Annotated in this window: 18 protein-coding genes and 1 tRNA gene; 10 read left to right on the plus strand and 9 right to left on the minus strand. The window is 58.1% G+C overall.

Annotated features, from left to right (window positions below; genetic code table 11):
• Positions 1 to 72: 72 nt before the first annotated feature.
• Complete coding sequence (locus tag RBB47_RS28430) at positions 73 to 1,518, minus strand: M48 family metalloprotease (protein WP_305989357.1); 1,446 nt, start codon at positions 1,516 to 1,518, stop codon at positions 73 to 75.
• A 52-nt stretch (positions 1,519 to 1,570) separates the two neighbouring features.
• On the minus strand, positions 1,571 to 2,401 hold the full coding sequence (locus RBB47_RS28435; RefSeq protein WP_305989309.1) for a hypothetical protein: 831 nt from the start codon (positions 2,399 to 2,401) through the stop codon (positions 1,571 to 1,573).
• 330 nt (positions 2,402 to 2,731) lie between these two features.
• Between RBB47_RS28435 and RBB47_RS28440 the strand changes: the two genes are divergently transcribed.
• From RBB47_RS28440 to RBB47_RS28475, 8 genes are all read left to right on the plus strand, one after another.
• Positions 2,732 to 2,808 (plus strand) — tRNA-Arg (locus RBB47_RS28440).
• Positions 2,809 to 3,019: 211 nt separating this feature from the next.
• Positions 3,020 to 3,835 carry a class I SAM-dependent methyltransferase gene (locus tag RBB47_RS28445; RefSeq protein ID WP_305989310.1) on the plus strand — a complete coding sequence of 272 codons (816 nt, stop codon included), beginning with the start codon at positions 3,020 to 3,022 and terminating at the stop codon, positions 3,833 to 3,835.
• A 502-nt stretch (positions 3,836 to 4,337) separates the two neighbouring features.
• Positions 4,338 to 7,568, plus strand: a complete 3,231-nt coding sequence (locus tag RBB47_RS28450; protein WP_305989311.1) for a DUF2169 domain-containing protein — start codon at positions 4,338 to 4,340, stop codon at positions 7,566 to 7,568.
• Positions 7,561 to 8,655, plus strand: coding sequence for a pentapeptide repeat-containing protein (locus RBB47_RS28455; RefSeq protein WP_305989312.1), 1,095 nt, complete (start codon positions 7,561 to 7,563; stop codon positions 8,653 to 8,655). The genes RBB47_RS28450 and RBB47_RS28455 overlap by 8 nt, the downstream gene beginning before the upstream one ends.
• Positions 8,656 to 8,715: 60 nt before the next feature.
• Complete coding sequence (locus RBB47_RS28460) at positions 8,716 to 9,081, plus strand: PAAR-like domain-containing protein (protein ID WP_305989313.1); 366 nt, start codon at positions 8,716 to 8,718, stop codon at positions 9,079 to 9,081.
• A 23-nt stretch (positions 9,082 to 9,104) separates the two neighbouring features.
• Complete coding sequence (locus RBB47_RS28465) at positions 9,105 to 10,088, plus strand: hypothetical protein (RefSeq protein WP_305989314.1); 984 nt, start codon at positions 9,105 to 9,107, stop codon at positions 10,086 to 10,088.
• A gap of 69 nt (positions 10,089 to 10,157) precedes the next feature.
• Positions 10,158 to 10,826 (plus strand): DUF3540 domain-containing protein, encoded by a 669-nt coding sequence (locus RBB47_RS28470; protein ID WP_305989315.1) that lies wholly within the window; start codon positions 10,158 to 10,160, stop codon positions 10,824 to 10,826.
• A 327-nt stretch (positions 10,827 to 11,153) separates the two neighbouring features.
• Entirely contained in the window at positions 11,154 to 13,001 is a 1,848-nt protein-coding gene (locus tag RBB47_RS28475; protein ID WP_305989316.1) for a tetratricopeptide repeat protein, read from the plus strand.
• Between the two features lie 40 nt (positions 13,002 to 13,041).
• On the opposite strand, the gene RBB47_RS28480 is transcribed toward RBB47_RS28475, so the two are convergent.
• The 7 genes from RBB47_RS28480 to RBB47_RS28510 all read right to left on the minus strand — a co-directional run bounded on the left by RBB47_RS28480 (position 13,042) and on the right by RBB47_RS28510 (position 20,853).
• Positions 13,042 to 13,884 (minus strand): polyphosphate kinase 2 family protein, encoded by an 843-nt coding sequence (locus RBB47_RS28480; RefSeq protein ID WP_305989317.1) that lies wholly within the window; start codon positions 13,882 to 13,884, stop codon positions 13,042 to 13,044.
• A 10-nt stretch (positions 13,885 to 13,894) separates the two neighbouring features.
• Complete coding sequence (locus tag RBB47_RS28485) at positions 13,895 to 16,474, minus strand: plasma-membrane proton-efflux P-type ATPase (RefSeq protein WP_305989318.1); 2,580 nt, start codon at positions 16,472 to 16,474, stop codon at positions 13,895 to 13,897.
• A 100-nt stretch (positions 16,475 to 16,574) separates the two neighbouring features.
• Entirely contained in the window at positions 16,575 to 16,865 is a 291-nt protein-coding gene (locus RBB47_RS28490; RefSeq protein WP_305989319.1) for a hypothetical protein, read from the minus strand.
• Positions 16,846 to 18,315, minus strand: a complete 1,470-nt coding sequence (locus tag RBB47_RS28495) for a type II and III secretion system protein family protein (RefSeq protein ID WP_305989320.1) — start codon at positions 18,313 to 18,315, stop codon at positions 16,846 to 16,848. Before RBB47_RS28495 ends, RBB47_RS28490 begins: the two co-directional genes overlap by 20 nt.
• Before the next feature lie 346 nt (positions 18,316 to 18,661).
• Positions 18,662 to 19,300, minus strand: a complete 639-nt coding sequence (locus tag RBB47_RS28500) for a hypothetical protein (RefSeq protein WP_305989321.1) — start codon at positions 19,298 to 19,300, stop codon at positions 18,662 to 18,664.
• Positions 19,301 to 19,329: 29 nt separating this feature from the next.
• Positions 19,330 to 19,842: a tetratricopeptide repeat protein gene (locus RBB47_RS28505; protein WP_305989322.1), complete on the minus strand. Its 513-nt coding sequence runs from the start codon at positions 19,840 to 19,842 to the stop codon at positions 19,330 to 19,332.
• A gap of 279 nt (positions 19,843 to 20,121) precedes the next feature.
• Entirely contained in the window at positions 20,122 to 20,853 is a 732-nt protein-coding gene (locus RBB47_RS28510) for a FadR/GntR family transcriptional regulator (protein WP_305989323.1), read from the minus strand.
• Between the two features lie 154 nt (positions 20,854 to 21,007).
• Here RBB47_RS28510 and RBB47_RS28515 point away from each other — a divergent pair, with 154 nt between their 5' ends.
• Entirely contained in the window at positions 21,008 to 21,796 is a 789-nt protein-coding gene (locus RBB47_RS28515) for a DUF2182 domain-containing protein (protein WP_305989324.1), read from the plus strand.
• Between the two features lie 12 nt (positions 21,797 to 21,808).
• Positions 21,809 to 22,435 carry a DUF1326 domain-containing protein gene (locus RBB47_RS28520; protein WP_305989325.1) on the plus strand — a complete coding sequence of 209 codons (627 nt, stop codon included), beginning with the start codon at positions 21,809 to 21,811 and terminating at the stop codon, positions 22,433 to 22,435.
• The last annotated feature ends 3 nt before the right edge of the window (positions 22,436 to 22,438 follow it).

Here is a 22,438-nt window from a genome sequence, read left to right on the forward strand (position 1 = left end):
GCTCTTCACACGCTTCCTTGCGTGATTTCGCCATTTATGCCGCCAAATCGGCTTCATTTATGGGTCCGTACCCTAGTCCACCACCAGCTTGACCGCCGTGCCGGCCGGGATCGCCTTGTTCGGATCGAGGTCGTTCAGGATGGAGAAAAACTCAAGGCGGCGGGACGGCTCAACACCGCTCATCCCAATCGCCAGTTTCCGAGGCGTGTCACCCGCCTTGGCCTTGACCACCTTGATCCGCAGCGATTGCAGACGTGCGCGCTCGGTCGGTGTGAGTTGACGGAAACTGTCCACGGTCTGGCGGAAATCGTCATCGAATGCCTGGTTTGGCGACCGGCTTGCAAAGATGAAGCGATACCCGGTCCGGCCGATGCGCACCACGGCGATCCTGAAGGACCATCCCTGTGTAATCGCCGCGCCCGTAACCCCCGGCAGGCCGTTGATCGTCGTCTCCCGCACGCTTTCCGGCAAGAGGCCGTTGATCCAGCCGGAATTCATGTAGTCGGCAAGACTGGAATATCCGCTCACGTCCGCCCCATCGAAGCGGATCGCCGTGCCGTCGCCATTGCTGGCAAGAACGGCCTCCGTGGAATTCTCAAGAATATAGCCCTGGGGAACCGTGAAGCCGATCCCAAGCGCCTTGTGCAGGAAAGACCGGCCCCTGACGAACCCTTCGAGCGGATCGTCTCCAAACAGCATGCCGTTGATCTGGGTCAGATACCGGTCTCGGTCGCGCTCGCCGATGCCCGGCGCCCCGATCTGGCGGGCCACCTTGACCGCGATCGACAACCGTTCGGGCGTGGACGGGTGTGACGACAGGAAGTCCGGCGCACCCGCCGCCGACTTGTCAGCCGATTGATAGCGCGCCAGGGCGGCCATGGAACGCAGGAACCGGGCGGCAGCGTAGGGATCAAAGCCTGCTCGGGCCAGCGTCCTGACCCCGATCGCGTCGGCCTCCAGCTCCTGAACCTGGCTGAAGCGTGCGAAGGAAAGCTGGGAAGAGATGATCGCCTTGCGCGCCTCTTCGGAATCCTGAACCACGTCGCTCAGGATCCTGCCGACAAGCTGCTTGGCCTCGGCCCGCTGCTGGCGCTTGATCGCGTGATTGGCGGTGACATGCGCCATCTCATGCGCAATCACCGCGGCAACTTCGGACGTGTCGTTTGCAAGCGCCAGCAATCCGCGGGTGACATAAAGATATCCGCCCGGCAGCGCGAAGGCGTTGATCGCCGGGGAATTCAAGATCGTGATCTTGTAGCTCTGCGACGGATCATCAGACGCAGCAACAAGACGGCCGACGACACTGGCAACAGCCCGTTCGGCGCCTTCGTCCTTGTAGACCCCGCCGTAAGTGGCAACAACACGAGGGTGCTCGCGTGCGCCGATATCGTTGGTCAGGCTCGGGCGCAACACGCCGGCGGTCGGCGTACCGACGCTGGTGCCATCACCAAGGATCTGACAGGAGGCCGTGGTCAGCGCCAGGCCCACCACCACAACGGCTCGCAATCTTCGGCGCAACGTCTTCAGGACGCCGAAGCGCGGTGGCGACAAGCGGCCGCTTGGCTGGATTTCAGTTGCTGTATTGGCCGCCACGTCCTGCCCTTTTGCCTTCGATCACAATCAGTTGTTCGGGATGACGGAGCGCTATATACGGCCCGTCCCGCTCTTCCAGGAGACCTCTCACCTCGACGGTTCGCCCGGCCAGATCCTCAATCATCCAGCCGGTTGCGCCCAGAACATCGTTGAATTTGTCTTCGTCGGAGGACTTTAGGGTCACCGTGAGATCGGTTTTCCAATGTCTACCGAAATTGAGATAGCGGGTAGCGGAGGTTTTTCCAAGCGAAACAATCCGCCCGCGCGCAACAACATACGCCCCGGCCTCACCCTGAAACGACTTCGGTGCGTAAGTCGCAAACGGTCCCGCTTCGGACGGATCGCTCCAAAGACCGGCACGTTTTTGCCGAGCCGTTCCTTCGGCACTGCGCAGCAGATCTGCGCACGCACCCGCCGCTTCGCCGGGCGAAAACACCGCTACGCCTTGCAAAAGGGCTTCGGCCTGGTGCAGGCGGGTCTCCTCGCCCTCCGACGTCAGGATCCAGGCCGGGACCATACCCCACCGGTTGGCAGGACCTGCGGCAACGGCGATCCATCGGCGCTCAAGACCGGTGTGCGTTGCAGGCGCATCGAACGGTGAAAGATCGACAGCCATATACCGGCGCCCGTCCGCGCCCTGGAACAGCCCGTCTTCATCCTGCCCGGTAAGGTCCACCTCGTGAGCGCCTTGAGGAACGCACGCCGCCACAACATCTGCCATCGCAGGCAGAGCGTAGAGCCCGCCGGCAGCAAGAAAGGTGATGCCGAACAGGGTCTGCCGGGCGCTTTTGGCGACAGCGTCCCGCAATTTGAATGTCCTCGTGGCCTTAGGCACCCGCTTGCCTCTCACCCCTCCAGTTTACCGTCCGCATCCTCGCCGGCTCCCAACGCCCGGACCCAGCGGCTCCGCGGTCCGGTTTGCGGCGGGCCGCTCAACACATTTCCGGCGGCATTCGGACGCATTTCACCACTTGCTACGCAGCGAATGAGGCAAGTCCAAGACACGGCCGCGAAACGGCTAAAGCCTGCCGTTGCGGCAACAGCATCAAGAACCGTTCGCCACCAAGGCCGGCTCAGCTGAAAGGAACGGTGCCAGGGCTCGCAATGCGCTGCAAATCATGGTAATCGACCAGCTCACGGCCCCGTAGCTCAGCAGGATAGAGCATCAGATTCCTAATCTGAGGGTCACAGGTTCGAATCCTGTCGGGGTCACCATATTTTTCTGAAGATTTAAAACCTACACCGTCGGAAACATTTCGGCAGCCACGGTGTCTGTTGCTACAATTGGCGCGTCGTGTGGCTGCTGTGAGCTCAGGCCGACCAACCGCCCTTGGAGCCGTCGTGCCGGAGGCGTGAGCCTTTGCGGACCTTTTTGACTGCGTCTCAAGTCAGCCATCCGTCCGTTGTTTTTTAGGGGGTTCCGATCGTGAATGATCAGACAAAAAAGGTTCAGGATCACTGGACGCGGCAGGGCACGCTTGAGCGGCTGGATGCGGTTCTGACAAGTCTTGGACACGCCCCCCACACGCTGACGCCGGAAATCCTGAGCTCCGTGGATCATCTTCACACCGGCGGTCTGAAAACAACGCGCGATCAGGCGCAGCGCCTTGAGCTCGGACCTGAAACACGCGTGCTCGATATCGGCTGCGGCACGGGCGGCCCGGCCCGCTTTCTGGCGCACACATATGGATGCAGCGTGACCGGTATCGACCTAACGCCTGAACTTCTTGAGACAGGCCGGGTCCTGACAGAGCGCTGCGGCCTGACCGGCCTGGTCAGCCTTGAGCTCGGAAACGCCCTCGATCTGCCCTATGAAGACCAGAGCTTCGACGTCGTCTGGTGCCAGAACGTGACCATGAATATTGAAGACAAGGCCGGCTTCCTTGCCGAAGCTTTTCGGGTTCTGAAGCCCGGCGGTGTTTTCACCTCGACGGAGTTTTCGACCGGGCCGGGCGGAGACATGACCTTCCCGGTCATGTGGGCGTATGACCCCTCGCTGAACTATCTTTTGCCGGAAGACGACATGCGTGACCTATTTGAGCGTGCCGGTTTCCGGATTCGGGAATGGACCAACTATTCTGGGGAAGTACTGGACTGGCTGAAACAACTCGGCGCACCGTCCAGCAAACTTACCAACCAGCTGATTTTCGGCGGCGACACACCGGAACGCGCCTCAAACGGTGCGCGCAATCTGGAAGAAGACCGCGTCCGGTATTGGATGATCACGGCGACGCGGCCTTAGGGTACGGACCCATAAATGAAGTCAATTTGGTTTGGATCGTTTTGACCAGCGGCAAGGAGCGAAAGCGCAGGAAATGTGGTTCATTTACAAGCCTTTCGCGACGAAGCAGATGGCCAAAACGGCCAAATCCGAAGGACGGCAAAATGGCTTCACCTCGCAGCGTCAACGCGCTTGACCGGGCATAAAGCCCGCTCTTCACACGCTTCCTTGCGTGATTTCGCCATTTATGCCGCCAAATCGGCTTCATTTATGGGTCCGTACCCTAACCGGTTTTTGGGGTGCTGCTGGCCGCCCAAATCTGAAATTCCCTTCAATTTAGAGCCTGTTTTCAAGCAACTAGCTTCTTCGAGAGGCTGGATGTCATGTACTGGCAACAAAAGAAGGTGAATATGGTCCGGTTTCCGGCACAGCCCGTGGCGCCGACGGGTTGACCGTATGCCACGCGCACATTTCAAGGCCGGTTTGAGGTTGGAAGTTACCTCTTTGCGCTGGAGTACGCCGATTGCCTTCGATCATTAAGCCGAGCCGTATTTCCGTCTCTGTTCTGACTGAAGCAATTGATGGCGGTGCCCTGACCACCGTAACACTGTTCGTCCTGTGCGACTTCCAGGATCCGGACCGGCTGCTGACCGAACAGGCGCTTTGGTCCATGGTCACGGAGCAACTGCCGAAGGGTGCAATTTTCGACAAGGGCCAGCTGAAGCCCTTCGGCGAACTCATCGTCGCCGGTTGCGCCTTGTCGCCGACAGAAGACCCGGTTGAGGCCGTGCGCGTGGATGTGCGGTTCGGCAGCTTGATGAAATCGCTTGCGGTTTTCGGCGATCGCCGATGGATGCTCACCGACCGGGGCATCGAGATGAGCCGGCCGCAACCCTTCCTCAAAATGCCGATCGGTCTGCAACAGGCCTTTGGCGGACCAAACTACAAGGCCAACCCCGCCGGCAAGGGTCACGATGCGCACCAGCTTCTGGACGCCGGGTTTGACGCTCCGCTTCCGAATGTCGAATTCTGCGACGCCGCAATCCGATCCGTGAACGAAACGCCGCGACCGGCGCATTTCGGTCCCCTGGCACCGGACGACCCCTCCCGCATGCGTTATGTGGGGACCTATGACCAGCTCTGGCTGAAAACCCGTGCGCCCTTGAAACCGGAGGATTTTAACCCTCTGTTTCATTGCGACGCCCCGGAAGACCAGCGCTTTGAAAGTCATTTTGAGGGCGGCGAAACGTTTTCGATTTCGGGCATGTCCCGCGGCGCGACTCTTCTCAGCGGAAACCTGCCCGCCCTTCGGGCAAGGTGCTTTTATCATCTGGCGGCGACCGACGAGCTCCGTGAAACCCGCATGGTTTGCGACACGGTGACCCTGTTCCCGAACGTGCGCAAGGCGACCCTCGCATTTCGGGGTCTCATCAAGGGGCAGGACAGGACCGGTGACGACATCGGCACCATCATGGCCGCAATGGAGCGCAAGGCAGACCCGGAACGAGCGCCCGAGCACTACCACGAGATCTTCCGTAAGCGCACCGATCCGGAACACGGCCACCTTCACCTCCTGTCCGATTTCCAATTGATGCCGGAACGCAATCCGGAAATCGTGAGCGCGCAGCGCAAGGCCCGCATGGAAAAGGCGCAGGCTGACCGTATCAAATTCATTGAAAATGCAGACTGGGGCACACGCAATGCAATTGAAAACACAGGCCTGTCACCGGATGTGATACCGCCCCCTGATTTCACGGCCATGGACGATATTCCGCTGGTCGCCACGCCAACGAAAGAAGAGATTGCGAATGGCGAGTTTGATATTGCCGAGCTGATAGAGCAGGCCGAAGAAGCGCGCCGCGCCGTCGAAGACAAAATGAATGAACAGCTTGCAATGGCCGAACTTCAGCGCCGCAAGCTCGTTGACGCGGTGCCGGACGTCTTCGTTCCGGAAGCCGGCCGCTACCCGATTGTCGGCGACGAGGTTCTGAACGCCTATCCCGATCTTGAACTGCCGGACGACATGGCGGCAAGCCTTGACCAGATCGCACCCGTCATGGCGCGGGCGCGCGGCGAAATCGCCAAGGGGATTGAAACCGGTGGCGCGCCCATACCTGAAGACAAACAGTCGCTCCTGGACAGGGTCGTCCGCATTCTGGACGGCGAAGAAGGGTACGTCTCCCAAGACGTCGAAGACAGTTTCAACAAGGCGAAGGCGCGCGCGCTCAAGCTGCCGGAAGGCTCGCTCCTAGCGGACGTAAAGCACTCTTTCGATACGCTTGACCTCTCACCGATTGATCAGGTCGAGGATCTGGATCAGGCCATCGGCGAGGTCCTGAACGACTTCGGCGGCTTGAGTGTCGACGTGCCACAAGCGCCGGATCCAGGGAAAGCGGCCTCAAAACCATTCGATTCGGCAAATATGCTGCCATCTCCCGATTTCGACGCCGCCGCAGCTGCGCAAGTCGGGGAAAGGATCGACGGCTCGAAAGACCGGATTCGCCAGATCGCCGGGCACATCATTCCTGAAGACAGCGACGATCCGATCGGAGACATTGCACGCTTCAGCCAGGAGAACCTCGCACCGCCCAACGCTGAGGAAATGGCCGAGCTGCCGCCGAGGAAAAAAGCAGAAACACTGCTCGGCGCAGGCAAGGACCTTTTGGCCAGCGCGGAAGAACGGCTTGACGATGCCATTCCCGAGGTTCGAAGGCTGTCACCCGAACCGATTTTCCCCATGGAAGAGCTGGCATCGGGCGTTTCGGAACGGCTCGGGGCGTTTGTTCTGGAAAGGCTGAAGCAGGGCCATGACTTCAGGGGCGCGGATCTTGCCGGCGCTGTTCTGAGAGGTGCGGATTTCGGCGGAATGGACCTGTCCGGCACGATGTTCGAAAAAGCGGACCTGACCGGCGCGAATTTCAGCGGTTGCGACTTGACCAATGCCGTCTTTGCCGGTGCGAACCTTGAGAAAGCCGACTTCTCGAATTCCAACCTCTCGTCGGCGAATTTGAGCAAAACATCCATGAAGCAGTCCAATCTGAGCGGGGCGACGCTTCTCGATCTTGAAGTTGTTGAGACCAACTTCGAGCGTGCAAACCTCTCGGGGATCAGAATGGGCAGGGTACAATTCATGTCCTGCTCGCTGGACAATGCCACAATGCAGGACGCCAGACTGGAGGATATCCAGCTTGTCCGCTGTTCCGGGGCGAAACTGTCGCTGAACGGGGCGAAGGTGAATGGCCTGATCGCCATTCAAACAAGTCTTGAGCAACTGAACGCTGAGGACGCCGACCTCGACCGGCTGATCCTGGCCGATGCTGCACTGAGAGGTGCGAATTTCAAGCGGGCAAGGCTCGACAACACTGCAATCCTCGGCGACTCGAGCATCGAGGGCGGATCCTTTCACCGGCTGAATGCATTCAACACATTTTTCAACGGACTGAACCTCAGCGAAAGCTGTTTCGTCGGATCGTCCTGCAAGGCCTGCTACTTCCACCAATGCGATCTGACTTCATGCGATTTCAGGGTGTCCTCCCTGAACGCGACCCTGTTTGGCGGCTCGACGCTTACGGGCTCGGACTTTTTCGGTTCTAGTCTTTTCGGAGCATCGCTGGACAAGTGCGACCTCAAGAATTGCAGCTTCAGATCTTCAAACTTGTATGCCGCCAACCTGATGGATGCAGCGCTGGCGAGCGCCGACATGACCGGGGCCAATCTTGGACTGACACTCCTGGGACAGATGAACAATGGATGACTTGCTTGATCAGCTGCCGATAACGGTGGACGAAATCCAGGACTATCAGCGGCATGAGCAGCCCATTCTCTCGAGATCCATCGACGGGGCCGCATTCGCCGGAATGGATCTGTCGGGATTGGTCGCAGTCGATTGCCATTTCACCAATTGCGACTTTTCAGGCGCGGACCTTACGGACGCACAGTTCGTTCAGTGTGACCTCAGAAACAGCCGGTTTGCCGATGCAAAACTCGACAACATCGTTTTCGCAGCCACGGACCTGAGCAACGCCAATATTGAAAACACGACTGTACTGGGCATGCAGGCAGCTGACAGCAACATGCAGAATGCCACGTTCCGGGACGCCGGCCTCGCAGATACGGTCTTCGCCAAATGCAACCTCGCAAATAGCGACTTTTCCCGTGTCGTCGCCAGCAAGCTTGGCAGCCTGGAATCCTCTATTGACCAGACCTCTTTTGCCGGCGCTGAACTTGAAAACTTTTTTGTCACGCGTGCCGATCTGCGCACGGTCGACATGTCGGGCACCCATGTGCGCATCGCCCTGTTTGCGGATGCCAATCTTTCCGGAAAGGACCTCTCCGGGCAGACATGGCAACATTGCACGTTCAACACGGCGCAATTCGAAGGGACCAACCTTGGATCCGCGAAACTGGACGGGTCCGTGTTCAATGAATGCGATTTCCATCGTGCAAACCTGAAGGGCATTTCGGGCGAAACCACCTGTTTCACGAAGTCCGATCTGCAGGGCGTCGACCTGTCAGGCAGCAATCTCAATATGGCCAACTTTGCAAACGCTTCGCTGGCGGGCGCGAACTTCAGTGGTTCGACCCTCTATTCTGCGGTCTTTCTGGAGGCCGATTGCAGGGCAGTGTTGTTCGAGCGCTGCCAGATGGAACAGGCCGAAATGTCCCACGCAGATCTTTCAGGCGCGAACCTGTCTGCATCGAGCTTTTTCAACACCAAGCTGCACGGCGCCAAGGATGACAAGAACATGATGCTGGGCACATCCGGCAACACCATCGACACGGACCCTGAGCGGTTGGTGGCCGAACTCTACAGACCGAATTTGGCGATGCTCACCCACTAGAGCTTTTTCAAGGAAACGGAAAAGATGTGTTTTGTTAACTCACAAGGACCGATTCCAGGCATGGATTTCTCCGTGCCCGACGTCTACCTGCAAACAACGCCTGTCGGGCCTGTTCCCATTCCGCTGTTCAGTATGGGCATGCGTGCCACCGAGATCCCGACCAATTTCAAGTTTCTTTTGATGTGCATGCCCTCGCACAACATGCTCAACAGCGCGCCCGTGACGATCAGCGGTCCCGGCCCCGGGGTTGCGTCCGGCATGGTGTGTTCCAGCAGCCGCAACATGAAGGGCTCGACGAAGCTGATGCTTGGACCGATGCCTGCAACCCGGTCCCTGCTCGATCCCACAATGCAGAATGGGATGACGCCGAATTCCGTTGGAACCACCCTGGTTCCGTCTCAAATCAAGATGATCAGCTTGGCCTGACCGGCCGCACAGAGGAAAAGACAATGGTCAAAAAGCCAAGAAAAGCCAGACACATCACGGCAGATCAGCAGTACACCTACATCTACGTCCCGAAGATGCAAAACGGTGCGGTGTCGGGAAAGGCGGCGGACGATGTCGGCGTCATGTTCCGCCTCGGGTCCTATTCCAGCTACGAACAGGGTTTGACAGCCGCAGACGACCAGGCTGCGGTTTATCCGGCACAACACATCAGCGATTCAGGCGATGCTACGACGGCTGTCTCCAATGCAACGGGCGAAAACGGGGAGTACGGCATCCTGCTGGCCTGTGATGGCCGGATTTTGCTGAAGTCCGGCGAGAGAACCTACATCAATGTCGAAAGCGACCTTCACGTCCAGAGCAACTCCGGCGCGATAACGCTGGAGTCGGGAAGCAACAAGGACATCACCCTGAATGCCGGTGAAGGCACCGGCGACATTTACATTCAGGCAACCAACCAGTTTGAGGAAGTTTCCGAAGACTCTACCAAGACCTATGGCGGCCGTACGTATGTGAAGGTCGATAAGGACGAAAAGAAATTCTACAAGGCGAACGTCTACAAGATCGTGCACGCCGATACTGAAACCCACCATATGGGCGGCAAGTTGACCACATTCCTCGGCGGTTCGATGATGCTTCAGCTCGCCGCCAAATTCAGCCTCGATCTAGCGCTTTATCTTGCAATCTCAGTACTGTCGAAGATTTTCCTTTACGGCGTGAAGATCGAATTCGGCTTCACGAAAGTCGACATCGTGGACATCAAGGTGGAAGTCAAGAAGGGCAAGGTGGAGCACGCCTGGAACAAGATCGGCTTCTTCCCCGTAAAGGCTGCTTACACGGGCCTGAAAGCCGTCAACGAGGAAATCAAGCTCGCCAGGCATTCGGCTGACATCAAGAAGAAGGGTGTCGTCGTCGGCAGTGAAGACGTCGTCGCGAAGCAAAGAGCAGTAATGGCTGAACTTCTGTCAGGGGCCAAGGTTGTCACGTAACCAGAACTTTGGCCCGACCAGGGGTATACCTGGGTAGATATTGACGCCAACCGTGTGGGGACGGGTAACGTGAACGGAAAAACTGAAGAGAAAAAAAGTCTCGACACGGTCGAGAACGCGAGGGTGGATGCGCTCCCGGTCGCGAACACATTTTCGACAGGTGTTGTCAAAGCACTCGTGACGGAAAGTGTCGCGCTTGTCTCATCGGGGGAAGATGAACAAATCCAGGCCGTCAGGGCGGCCGGATGCGTCCTTGCCCCGTCGATCGGCGACACGGTGGCCCTGTTCATATGCGACGGGAATGCGCACATTCTGTCAGTGCTGGAGCGATGCGCAGACTATCCTGCCCAAATCTCGGTACCCGGTGCCGAGGAGCTCGAGGTGACGGCCGCAGCTTTGAAGCTCCGCGGCGAACAACAGATGCACCTTGAAGCGCCCGCGATGAGCGTTTCGGCAAGGAAGCTGACCTCGCTTGTGGAAACCGTCTCGCAAACCACACAGAAATTCATCCTGAACGCCGCCAAAACGATCGAAAACGTGACCAACAAGATGACGGTAGCGGGAACGCTGACAACGACCGCACAAACGCGCACCACCAAGGTCAAGGGTGTGGACACGCATGACGTGGGTTCCCTGATCCAAAAGGTAGAAAGCGTCTCGTCTCATCGAAGCGATGTCACGATCATGACCGCGAAGAACGATGTCAGGATCGACGCCGAACGCGTCAGCGTCAGCTAGGGTCGGCACCCCAGGGTACGGGCCCATAAATGAAGTCAATTTGGTTTGGATCGTTTTGACCATATGAAAGGAGCGAAAGCGCAGGAAATGTGGTTCATTTTCAAGCTTTTCGCGACGCGGCAGATGGCCAAAACGGCCAAGTCCGAAGGACGGCTAAATGGCTTCACCTCGCAGCGTCACCGTGCTTGACCGGGCACAAAGCCCGCTCTTCACACGCTCCCTTGCGAGATTTTGCCATTTCTGCTGCCAAATCGGCTTCATTTATGGGCCCGTACCCTAGACCTTTTCTGGCCCTGATTCAGTGACTCTGATGCCCGGGATCTCCCAATGCTAACGATCGAAGAGCGCCTTGAAGCAGCGCAGGCGCATCTTGAAGACAGGCGCCACGAAAGCGCGGCACTCATTTTCGAGAGTATTCTTGACGCAACCCCGAACAATTTGCCGGCAACAATGGGCCTGGCCGCGCTGAAGGTTGCCGACGGCGACCTGGAAACTGCCGAGGACCTGGTGACATCCGCCTTGGCGCGCGGGCAAATGGAAGCCGGCGTGCTGGCACTGGCCGCCAAAATCGCCGTCCAAAAAGGCGAACAGGAAAAAGCGCTCGCATTAGCGGAACAGGCGCTCGACCTGGAGGACGCACACATCGATGCCGGGCTGATCCGCGCGAACCTGCTTTTGCAACAAGGTCAGCTTGAACAGGCGGAAAGTGTGCTTGACCGGCTTTTGAACGCCCATCCCAACAACCCGAGTGCCGTCTCAACGTCGGCTATGCTGCTAATCGAATTGGGGAACTTTCAGCCGGCACTGGATCTCTTGCAAAGGGCGCTGGCAAACACGCCCGACAACGAGGAACTGGTAGCGGCGCTTGGACACTGTCTTTCAAACCTTGGCGATCACAAGCGGGCGCTCAAGCACCTGGAAAGTGCGCACCTTAAGGATCCGGCCAATCCGTTTTACACGCTGTCGCTGTCCAGATCGCTTCTGGAAACGGGACAGACAAGTGAGGCCCTGCGCGTTGCAAAGCGATCCATCATCCGCTTTCCGGACCTTCTGCCTGCCTGGCTGACCTACGTGGAGATCATGATCCGGCGCGGTGAAGCAGCGGCAGCACTGCGGGAATTTACCCCGGTCGTGCGCCGAAACCCGGACAAACTGGATGCAAGCCTTTACCTAGCGCAAGCCTACAGACTTGCCGGATATCCGGACGAGGCGATTGACGTTCTTGCGCCGATTTTCAAGCAACTGGATCGGCTTCCACCGGAGAAGATCCAGAATTTTCAGATTATCGCACGTGATTGCTACCTCGCAGTCGGTGCGTTTGAGAATGTCGCGGAGACATTTTCACGCAATCCCGCTGCCGCCCTTGCCACGGGGGAGCTTCTTTGCGCAGACGACTTCTTCGTGCTGCCACCGAACCAGTCCAATCTCGAGCTCATTCCACTCATGCGATTTGTGAAACGGAGTTTTGAGCAAGGCACACCCCCCAACGTCATCGGCCCTTCGACATCCGGGCAGTTGGTCGATGTCTTTGGACCGGTCAACTATCTGCCCGGCGACCTTGACGCGAACACCGACGGGGCAGGACTGCCCGATTCCAGACGGTTCATTCCTCTGACGCAAATTCTCGGGCAACCGGACACACTTTCCTCCGACACCCTGGATCAGGGCCCTTACGCACGTGTACTGGAGGACCGGAAATCAACCTGGGCGCGATCGCTTGCCGATATCGAAGGCCCCCACATCGGCGTCTGCTGGGACCCGGACAGGCCCGGAATGCTGCTTGAAGATTTCCGGCACCTTTTCAGCTTTCCGAAAGGCCGGCTTGTCAGCGTTGTCTGGGAGGCAGCGCGTAGTCAGCTTGAAGGCGAAGAGGACATTATCGATGCCGGCGCACATTTCCGCGACCTCCACGACCTGACAGCACTCCTGTCTGAATGCGATCTGGTCATTGGACCGGACAGCATTCCGCTCCACCTGGCCGGCAGCCTCGGCCGTCCCGGAATTGTGCTCCTCACACCCGCACATCCCTGGTATTGGCACAGCGAAAATGGGCGTTCGAGCTGGTATCCAAGCATCAGGGTGATCAAGACCAGACGCTTCGGCCACTGGGCGGACATCCTGACCGACGTGGCGGCCGAAACGAACGAGGCCATTGCAGAGCTTCTTGAAGCTTAGGCGTTGTCCTGGGGTCAGAGGCCAAGGCGCGCCTGGCGGCTCAAGTCACACCTTCTTCAGATGCCGCCTTGTGATACTTTTCGCGGATCTCGTCGATGTTCACCGTTGGAGCCGGAGCTTTCAATTTCATGTCCGTCAAGGTTTCCAGAATGATCTGCGACGCAGCGAGATTGCGAAACCACTTGTGGTTGGAAGGCAGGACATACCAGGGGGCATGAGCGGTGGAGCACCGCTGGAGCATGGCCTCGTACGCCTTGGTGTAATCGTCCCATAACTCACGCTCCGAGTAATCGGACTCGGAGATCTTCCAATGCCGGGCCGGGTCGTCGAGGCGCTGCTTGAACCGGCCAAGTTGCTCTTCCTTCGAAATGTAGAGGAAGAACTTGATGATCGTTACGCCGCTCTCGGTCAGCTCGCTCTCAAACCGATTGATCGCATCGTAGCGCTTTTCCCAGACATGCTTGGGGGCAAGGTCATGCACCCGGACCACGAGGACATCCTCGTAATGCGAGCGGTTGAAAACCCCCACTTGTCCAAGGCCCGGCACATGCTTGTGCACCCGCCACAGAAAGTCATGTGTGCGTTCTTCAGCCGTCGGCTGCTTGAAGCCGGTGACGGAGGTTCCCTGCGGGTTCATGGCCCGGATCACATGCCAGCAGACACCGTCCTTGCCGGCAGCATCGATCCCCTGCAACACGATCAGCAGCGCATGCTTCTTTTCGGCGTAGAGCAGTTCCTGCAGGCTCGTGATATCGGCGAGCGCAGCCTCCATCTCCGGCTCAGCCAGCTTGTGGCTCTCGTGATGACCCCGGAAACCCGGATCGATGTCGGCGAGCTTCACATGGCTGCCGGGCTTTACGATCAGTTTTGAACGATAGTCCATGGAAGCCTCCTTACCGGTGCATATGTCCTGGTGCATGCAGCTGTGTGTTGACGATTTCCATGGAGCGGGCGCGGTGCGCCAGCCTGTTGTCCATCAAACGCTCCATGGCAACGCGCACAACACCCAGCACGCACAGCCAGGCAAGCAGGTAGACCCAGATCCAGCCGATGGTCACCCAGGAGATCTTCGGGACGATCAGGCCGAAACCGCACATGATCACGGCCAGCGCCTGCGTCAGCAATATGGCGATGAACAACGGGCGCGCCGGATATGGCGGTTCGAAAAACCACTTGTACGTCCGTGTGACCAGAAGCAGCAAATGGCCACCGGCGACCAGCTGCAGGAACATGACAGTCTGCAGGTGCGACTGGTCGTGCAGGCCGAAGTAATCCTTGAGTTCCGGCGACTTCATCACGGCAAAGCCGATCAGAAGCAGGCCGAAGGACTGGACGATCGAGGCAAGGCCGAGGACCGCCGAAACCGAAAGCAGCCTCGGCATGCGCCATCTGATCGGATCTTTCGCCACGGCGGTGTTGTCGTAGGCAATGGTCATGATCGGCACATCGTCGAGCAGCGACATGATGACGATCATCACCGCCGTCAGCGGCTGGAAGCCGAGGAAGATGGTCGACAGCACGACCAGGAACATGATGTCCATGGTCAGAGCGACGCGATAAATCGTATAGCTGGTGATGCGGCCGAAAATACGCCGTGCCTCGTCGATGGCGTTGTCGATCACCGAGAGACCGGGGGCCGTGAGGATCAGCGCCGCAGCACCGCGCGCGGCGTCGGTCGCACCTGAGACGGCAGTTCCGCAATCGGCCTGTTTCAGCGCCGGCGCGTCGTTGACGCCGTCGCCGGTCATGGCCACCAGGTGACCTCGCTGCTGCAGCGCTTTCACGATGGCGTATTTATGCTCGGGAAAGACCCGCGCAAATCCGTCCGCCTTTTCGATCGACTCCGCGATTTTCGCCGGCACATGGTCCGGATCCATGTCCTTCGGGAACGCATCCGCCGCTGCAATGATATTGGTGCCCAGACCAAGCTGACGGGCGGTTTCGCGGGCAATCGCCGTATCGTCCCCCGTCACCATCTTGACCCTGACGCCCTTGGCGCGGACTTTTTCAATCGTCGCCTTGGAATCGTCGCGCGGCGGATCGAACATCGGCAGGATGCCGAGCAGCTTCCAGGTCTTGCCGCCGTCTTCCGAACGGGCAACGCCGAGTGCGCGATACCCCCGGGCCCCGAGTTCAGCGACGTGCTCAACCACTTTCTTCGCAACGTCGTCCGGCGCCTCCGCCAGATCGATGATCGCCTGCGGCGCGCCCTTCGCCGTCCGGACATCCTTGCCCGCGCTGTCGGTTAGGTCGGCCACCGTGCGTTTCGAAACCGGATCGAAGGGAGTGAATTTCACGACCTTGTAGCCGTCGAGCTGAGACTTGTCCGTCAGGGCTTCCATGACCGCCGCGTCGATCACATCCCTGTTTTCGCTCTCTGAGGCAAGCGCTGCGGCCAGCACCACGTCGTTCGGATCCTCGCCGTCAAGCACGATCGGATCGCCAAGCGTCAGCTTGTTCTTGGTCAGTGTTCCCGTCTTGTCGGAACACAGGATATCGACACCTGCCATCTCCTCGATGGAGGCAAGACGCGACACGATGGCTTTTTCCTTGGAAAGCGCCAGCGCTCCAAGGGCCATGGTGATGGAAAAGACGGCGGGCATTGCCACCGGAATAGACGCGACGAGCAGGATCAGCACGAATTGCAGAATATCGAGTGCGTCGGCAAGGCCCCAGGTGTCGGCGACAACGATGTCGCGCCAGACCTGGACTGCAACCATCACAACGGCCAGCACGACGGCTACCGCAATCAGGAAATTGCCGATCTGGAACATGGCCCGCTGCGCGTGAGAGACAGCACCGGCCCCCGCCACAAGTTCTGCAGTTCGGCCGAAAAAGGTCTTGCCGCCCGTTGCAATCACGAGACCGGTCATCTCTCCCTGCTTGACCACCGAGCCCGAGTAAGCCTCGTCCCCCGGTTTCTTTGAAACGGGCAGGGATTCGCCTGTCAGCGCCGCCTGATCGATGGAGGCGAACTCGCCGGAAACGAGCCTCAGGTCGGCCGGCACAATTTCCCCAAGGCGTATCTTGACGATATCGCCGGGCACCAGCGTGGCAGCGTCAATGGTCTTGAAAGCGCCGTCCCGGAGCGCGGTCGCCTGCGGTGCAAGGCTTTTCTTGAGGGCTGCGAGCGCGTTGGAGGCCTTCATGTCCTGCCACAGCTCGAGGCTGGCATTGAAGACCAGCAAACCGAAGATAATGGCAAAATCGTCCCATCGGCCAAGAAACGCCGAGACCAGCGCCGCAGCCTCGATCATGAAGGCGATCGGACCGGTGAAATACTTGAGGATCTTGCCTGAAAGGCTCTCGTGTTTTTCCGGCAGTCCGTTCGGTCCGTATGTCCCGAGCCGGCTTTGCGCCTCCGCGGCCGAAAGTCCTTTATCCGCCTGAACATCAAGCGCTTTCAGCGCTTCGCCTACTGGTACCTTTTCAAGGTCAACGCCCTTCGTCTCGCCATTTCCGGTCGTGCTCATACGCGCTCCCCATGAAGATCATCACAGGCGAGTATGACCAATCTAGAGTGGAAGTGAAGCCGCTATTCGACGAGACCACCGAGGACGGAAATCAGGTGCGTTACGACCCGCCGCTGATGGCAGCATTCGAGCCAGCATTGGTGACGACATTGGGGTCGCCGGGCTCCTGATAGCGTTGCTGTGCGTTGACTGCGGTCTGTCCATCGGTCGGCAGGTTGGTGTTGTAGGCCTGCCGCGGGAACGGCTGGATGGTGTGGATGCCCATATTGGCGTCCATGGCGTTGCCGGCGCCGACAGTGACCGTGTCGCGGTGGCTCATATAGTCCGCGCACCCGGACAGGAGCAGCGGCAGCGCGAAGACGGTCAAGAGCTTATTTTTTTGAGTAGACATAACCATCCTCAAGTTCCAGATCGACAATGTGACCATAAGGACCAATCAGACCGTCGCCTTCCTTGTATTTGCGCAGCATGTCCTTGTTCACTTCGAGAAGTCCGAGCGCGAACATTTCGACGTCATCCGTCGGGCGCGTTTGATCAAGTGGTGATGCAAGTGGTTCATTTGGCCGCGCCGGCCGCACCAGACGCGGCGTGACGACGATCACCAGATCGGTCTCGCGCTTCTGGAAACTGGTGGATCTGAACAGGGCGCCAAGCATTGGCACCTGCCCGAGCCAGGGAAGCTGACTGATGTCCCGGGTGTCGACGTTTTCAAGCAGCCCGGCGATCGAAAAGCTCTGACCGTCCTTGAGTTCGATCACGGCCTCCGCCCTGCGCGAGGTGAAGCCCGGATTGCCGTTCACGTTGATCGAGTTGTCAATGTCGCTGACCTCGGTCATGACACGCAGATTGACACGGCTACCGTCGAGAACAGTCGGAACGAATTCCAGCCGGACACCGAATGGCCTGTAGTCGGTCGACGTCGCGACACCGCCCGCATTGGAGACCGCCGTCTGGATCGGCACTTCGCCGCCGACATGGAACCGGGCCGTCTCACCGCTGATTGTTGTTAGGTTCGGCTGTGCGAGACGGCGCACAAGACCTTTGCCCTCAAGCGCGTCGATGATGGTGTCGATCCGGATTCCAGCGGTTTCGAGCACCTTTGCAATGAGCGTTCCGAATGGCAGGGCCCCCTGCTGGGCGACACTTGCACCCGAGCCGAGCACGGCAACAAGCCCGCCACCGTCATTCGTACCGACCTGCACGCGCGAACCGCTGGTGCTGACATTGCCATTGTCCGAGCGGCCGACCCAGTTGATGCCGAGATCGCGGCCGATTGACCGGCTTGCTTCCAGAACACGCACTTCCAGCGCCACCTGCTGCGGGCTGCGCACGCTGATCGCGTTGATTACCGGACTTTCTGAAAACTGCTGGGCAACTTCGAGCACCTTGGTCAGCTCAACCGCGTTGTTGACCGATCCGCTGAGCCGGATCTTGTCACCGACATTGGAAACGGAAACGAGTGCCGTCGGTGCAACGGAGCGAATGGCCCGGACAACATCATCGAAATTGAGCTGGACGCGCACCTCAATCACCCCGAGGAGCGTCTTGGAGGCATCATAGATCGAAATGTTGGTGAGCCCGGGCGCCTTGCCCTGGATGTAGAGCACCTGTTCGGACAGCGGCACGATGTCAGCCGTTTCGGGATTGCCGACGACAAGATCGGAGAATTTTCTGTTTGTTCTGACGGTGCGCGTTGTCCCCGGCGGCATGGTAATCTTGGAAACGCTCCCGCCGTTCACGACGAGGGTCATTTCGTCAACCTGTGCCCTGACCGGTCCGGCGTCCCAGACGCTCAAAGCGATCGTCGAGATCAAAACTGTCAAAATGGACGATATTTTCACGTTACATCTCGTCTGCGGCATTCGTAGAATTTATGGTTGCGCAGCGTCAGGTCTATTATTGATCAAGATAGCATTAACCAAGATCTCATAAGGCCCCACGCCCCACATGAACAAACTCTACAGCCTCGACAATTAACACCTCGTGAAAAAAATCTTAAAACTATATTCTATCAATCGGTTTTTACATTAAGAATTAGGTCATTAATCTCTTTAACTCAGGTAGAAGCAGAGAAAACACCTATTTCAACCTTTAGACACGCACTGATTGTATTGTTTAGTATTTATGCGCCGCGTGCCCGCGCTTCAGCGTTTTCGACAGTTTTGAGGATTTGCCGGCGTCAGCCGATCAGTTTTCCAGTCCAGCCCGCTTCTCGTAGCGAACCTTTCCATCCGGCGTCACGATGCGGCGGAACAGGGAAGATCCCTGGGCCGGGTCCTGCGCCCGCGAAACCGTAACCTGCGGACCAGACCGGGTCGTCTCAAACCCGCCATTGCCGACGGATGTCACCGTGGGTGCAAACATGAGTGCCGATGTCGACGGGTGGAAGTAGTCGATGTTTTCATCGACAACCGTCTTGAGCTGGTCGACGGGAAGATCTGTATCGCCTCTTTCGATCCGCATCATCCTGACACCGGCCTGGATCTGGCTCATCCGCTGATCAATTTTCGACAGACGGCTTTGAATACCCGCATTCATGAGCGACACATTGGACGAAATGCGTTTTTCAAACTGTTGCAGTCCGTCGAGTTGTTGTCTGATCTGGTTGAGTTCCGAAGTCGCGGACCACGAAAAGAACAGGCCGACGAACAGCAAAACGGTCACACCGACGGAAACCGCGTTCAGGGCCATCAGGATGCGGACATTGCGCTGCAGGATGGCGATGATCGGAGATTGAGCCGGCTTGGCCGAAACCGGCCTGCAGTCATCAGGCATGACCACTGTGCCGGCTGCATGTGTTTCAGAAGCATTCACGTTGCTGATCATCCGTCCCCCCGATCCTGGATGCGCCTTTCCTAGCCGCGATTGGCGAAAGAAACACTGTTGCGCAGGAGTTCCAGATTGTTTGCCGTCGTCTGATTGGCCGGATCGATATCGTAAGCCTTCAGGAAATAGCGTCTTGCCGACACGAGATTGCCGCGCAGCAAGTAAGAATACCCGACATTGTTGAGATATTCGGGCCGGTTCGGAATCATCCGGGCAAGGCGCTTGTAGCCGGTGTCCGCATTGTCAAAGCGTCCGATCATGTCGGCAGAGGCCGAATAACCGAGCCAGGCAACCGGATCCTTTGGATAGACTTCAACAGCGCGCTTGTAGATCGCGTAGGCCTTGCCGAAGTTCTTTTCCTTGAATTGAACGTTAGCGCGGGTGAGCAACTCGTCGTCCGGGTAGTAGGCAACCTTGGAAAGATCATGATTGGATGCAGCGCTGTCGCCATATGTCGACAGGTTGGCAAGATCTCCAGACTGACAACCTGTCAGCAGTACAACGGAAACCGCCAAAGCAGAGAACTGATTACGCCACCACATTGTCTGTTACCCACGCCGTTTTTACTATGCCTTAGCAAATGAGCGCCACCACCAACTAGGTAGTATTTGCAATTGCTCGGACTGTTACTCGTTCGGTCTACGGGTAGAATAGTAAGATTGAGAAAATTATTTGTTAAAAGCACTGGTTTATATTTTCTAAAATATTTAATCGTCGGGCGCCGCGCCCATACGTGATCTTTTCCTGACCAGAAATGCTTTGCCGACACGCAAAGAGCGAGGCCACCTTGCAGGAATAAGCTGATGATAAGGAGAGAAGGATCAGGCCGTTTTCGGCTTACGCCGTTGTGCCGCCAGTTCCCTGGTATAGGCAGAAAGGGATTCCAGGCTGGCGGCAGCGCGCGATCCATCCCGCGCTTCCAGAGCATCGGCCAGGGCCTCATGAAGTTCGGCAATCCGCTCCCGATCCCTGAGGCGATAGACAAGCATGTTCATCAGGGGCTGCATGGCCTCGAAAGCCGCGGACAACTGGAAGGTCAGCAACGGGTTTTCTGTCGCTTGCGCAATCACGGAATGAAACGTCACGTCCGATGCGCAGAATTCCACATCGCTCGTTTGCGGGTTCCTTTGCCTGTCGATCTGGGCACGCAATTCCTTCAGATCGTCATCGGAGCATTTTTCAGCAGCCAACGGTAACGCGGCTGTTTCCAAAGCAAAACGGGCTTCGATCGCATCTTCCAACGGAATGTCGTTCATGCCAATCAGGAGCCGCGTGGTCGTGACCAGGTTGTCCTGAGCCTCCGACCAGGTCATGCGATTGACAAACGCGCCGCCCGACGAGCCGCGTTCACTGCGGATCAGGTTCTGCGCCGCAAGTCGTTTCAAAGCCTCACGCACCGTTGACCGTGACACTCCGAAGCGGTCAGCCAGATCGGCCTCGCTTGGCAAACGCTCTTCTCCGGCAAGCCGGCCTTCCAGGATGGCATCGCGGATGGCATTGGCAATCTGGACGGAAAGCCCTTCCTTTTGAATCGTGTTGAATTCAATTGCCAAGTCGTCCCCCAAATTCACGCTGAATGAAGCCGGTTCAAACTAGAGGGTGACCGAAAGCCGGTCAATTGTAAAAAAATAAATGTCAGACAATTAAATGTTTGACTTTTGCGCATTGGAAGCGCAGCGTGATTCAAAAGATCAATGGGAGGAACGGGTGAAGGCACTGCACCGTCTTATGCCCGGCCACGGCGTTTTGTGGCTGTCGTTTTTCGTCAGCATCCTTGCAGCGTGGAGCGTTCTCTTCGCAATGCAGGTGCCTGTCGACACGCGTGTGCCTGCCAACGAGTTCGGCCTCGCCTATCTTATCTCACTTTGCTCACAAACAGCAGCAGATGCAGGATTTCGTTCGGCGATTTTCATGTGGTCGCTGATGTCTCTTGCCATGATGGCGCCGACCGCCTTTCCCGCTTTCAGGACATATTCCGACCTGACCCATACGGAGGCTGCCAGCGGCGTTTCACTCGCCGTCCTCGTGCTTGGATATCTGACGGTCTGGATCGGCTTTGCAGTTCCGGCAGCCTTCCTGCAAGTCCACCTGGCCGGGCAGGGATTGCTCGATCAGGCCGGCCAATCGACGTCGGGACTTTTGAACGCGGCGCTGCTTGTCCTTGCCGGTCTTTATCAGTTCAGCACGCTCAAGAACGCCTGCCTGTCCGCCTGCCGGAGCCCGATGACGTTTTTCATGTCCCATTGGCAGCCGGGACTGCAAGGCGCGTTCAGGCTCGGCCTCCGGCTCGGCGCCGTTTGTCTTGGCTGTTGTTGGGCCCTGATGCTGCTCGCCTTTGTGGCCGGCACCATGAACCTTGCTTTCATGGGCCTTGCGATGGTCCTGATGACGCTCGAGAAGTTGCCGCAAATAGGCGACAGGATCAGTGCACCACTCGGCGTCTTTCTTCTCATAACGGGCGCGGTTGTCTTCGCCCTGTCAATCATACCACTCTAAGGGGGAACTTCGATGTCCGGATGGTCCATTCGCGGCGAACTGATACTCAACTGCAACTGCACGGTCTTCTGCCCCTGCGTTGTTTCGCTCGGCAAACACCCGCCCACGGAAGGCTATTGCCAGACCTGGGGCGGCATTCGCATCGATGAAGGCAACTACATGGGCGAGGACCTGTCCGGCCTGAATATCGGACTGCTCATTGAAATTCCCGGCCTGATGGCCCGCGGCAACTGGAAGGCTGCGGTTTTCATCGACGAGCGGGCGAGCGATGCTGCTTTTGACGGTCTCGTGAAGATTTTTTCAGGCCAGGCCAGGGGCACTACCGGCCTCTTCAAGGTGCTTGTCAGTGAATTCCTCGGTGCTGAACGGGCCCCTGTCTCTTACACCAATGAAGGCAAGACACGCCGTCTGGTCGTCGGCAAGGCCATCAAGGGTGAAGTGGTGCCGGTACCAGGCGCAAAACCTGGCGAAGACATCGTCATTTCCAATACCGAGTACTGGATGGGACCTGACATCACGGTTGCAACCGCAACGCAGGGCCGCGTGCGCGCTTACGGCCGCGTCTGGGACTTTGACGGACGCAGCGCCGAAATCTGCCAGATCGACTGGTCCGGCCCCGCGGCCGAACAGGCCGCGTAGGAG

The sequence above is a fragment of the Roseibium sp. MMSF_3544 genome (assembly GCF_030732845.1).
Classification (GTDB): domain Bacteria; phylum Pseudomonadota; class Alphaproteobacteria; order Rhizobiales; family Stappiaceae; genus Roseibium.

Bases quoted from the DNA above. Each gene is read 5' to 3' on its own strand.
- RBB47_RS28455 (WP_305989312.1), top strand. From the start codon at position 7,561: ATGGATGACTTGCTTGATCAGCTGCCGATAACGGTGGACGAAATCCAG.
- RBB47_RS28460 (WP_305989313.1), top strand. From the start codon at position 8,716: ATGGATTTCTCCGTGCCCGACGTCTACCTGCAAACAACGCCTGTCGGG.
- RBB47_RS28465 (WP_305989314.1), top strand. From the start codon at position 9,105: ATGGTCAAAAAGCCAAGAAAAGCCAGACACATCACGGCAGATCAGCAG.
- RBB47_RS28475 (WP_305989316.1), top strand. From the start codon at position 11,154: ATGCTAACGATCGAAGAGCGCCTTGAAGCAGCGCAGGCGCATCTTGAA.
- RBB47_RS28480 (WP_305989317.1), bottom strand. From the start codon at position 13,884: ATGGACTATCGTTCAAAACTGATCGTAAAGCCCGGCAGCCATGTGAAG.
- RBB47_RS28485 (WP_305989318.1), bottom strand. From the start codon at position 16,474: ATGAGCACGACCGGAAATGGCGAGACGAAGGGCGTTGACCTTGAAAAG.
- RBB47_RS28490 (WP_305989319.1), bottom strand. From the start codon at position 16,865: ATGTCTACTCAAAAAAATAAGCTCTTGACCGTCTTCGCGCTGCCGCTG.
- RBB47_RS28500 (WP_305989321.1), bottom strand. From the start codon at position 19,300: ATGATCAGCAACGTGAATGCTTCTGAAACACATGCAGCCGGCACAGTG.
- RBB47_RS28505 (WP_305989322.1), bottom strand. From the start codon at position 19,842: ATGTGGTGGCGTAATCAGTTCTCTGCTTTGGCGGTTTCCGTTGTACTG.
- RBB47_RS28520 (WP_305989325.1), top strand. From the start codon at position 21,809: ATGTCCGGATGGTCCATTCGCGGCGAACTGATACTCAACTGCAACTGC.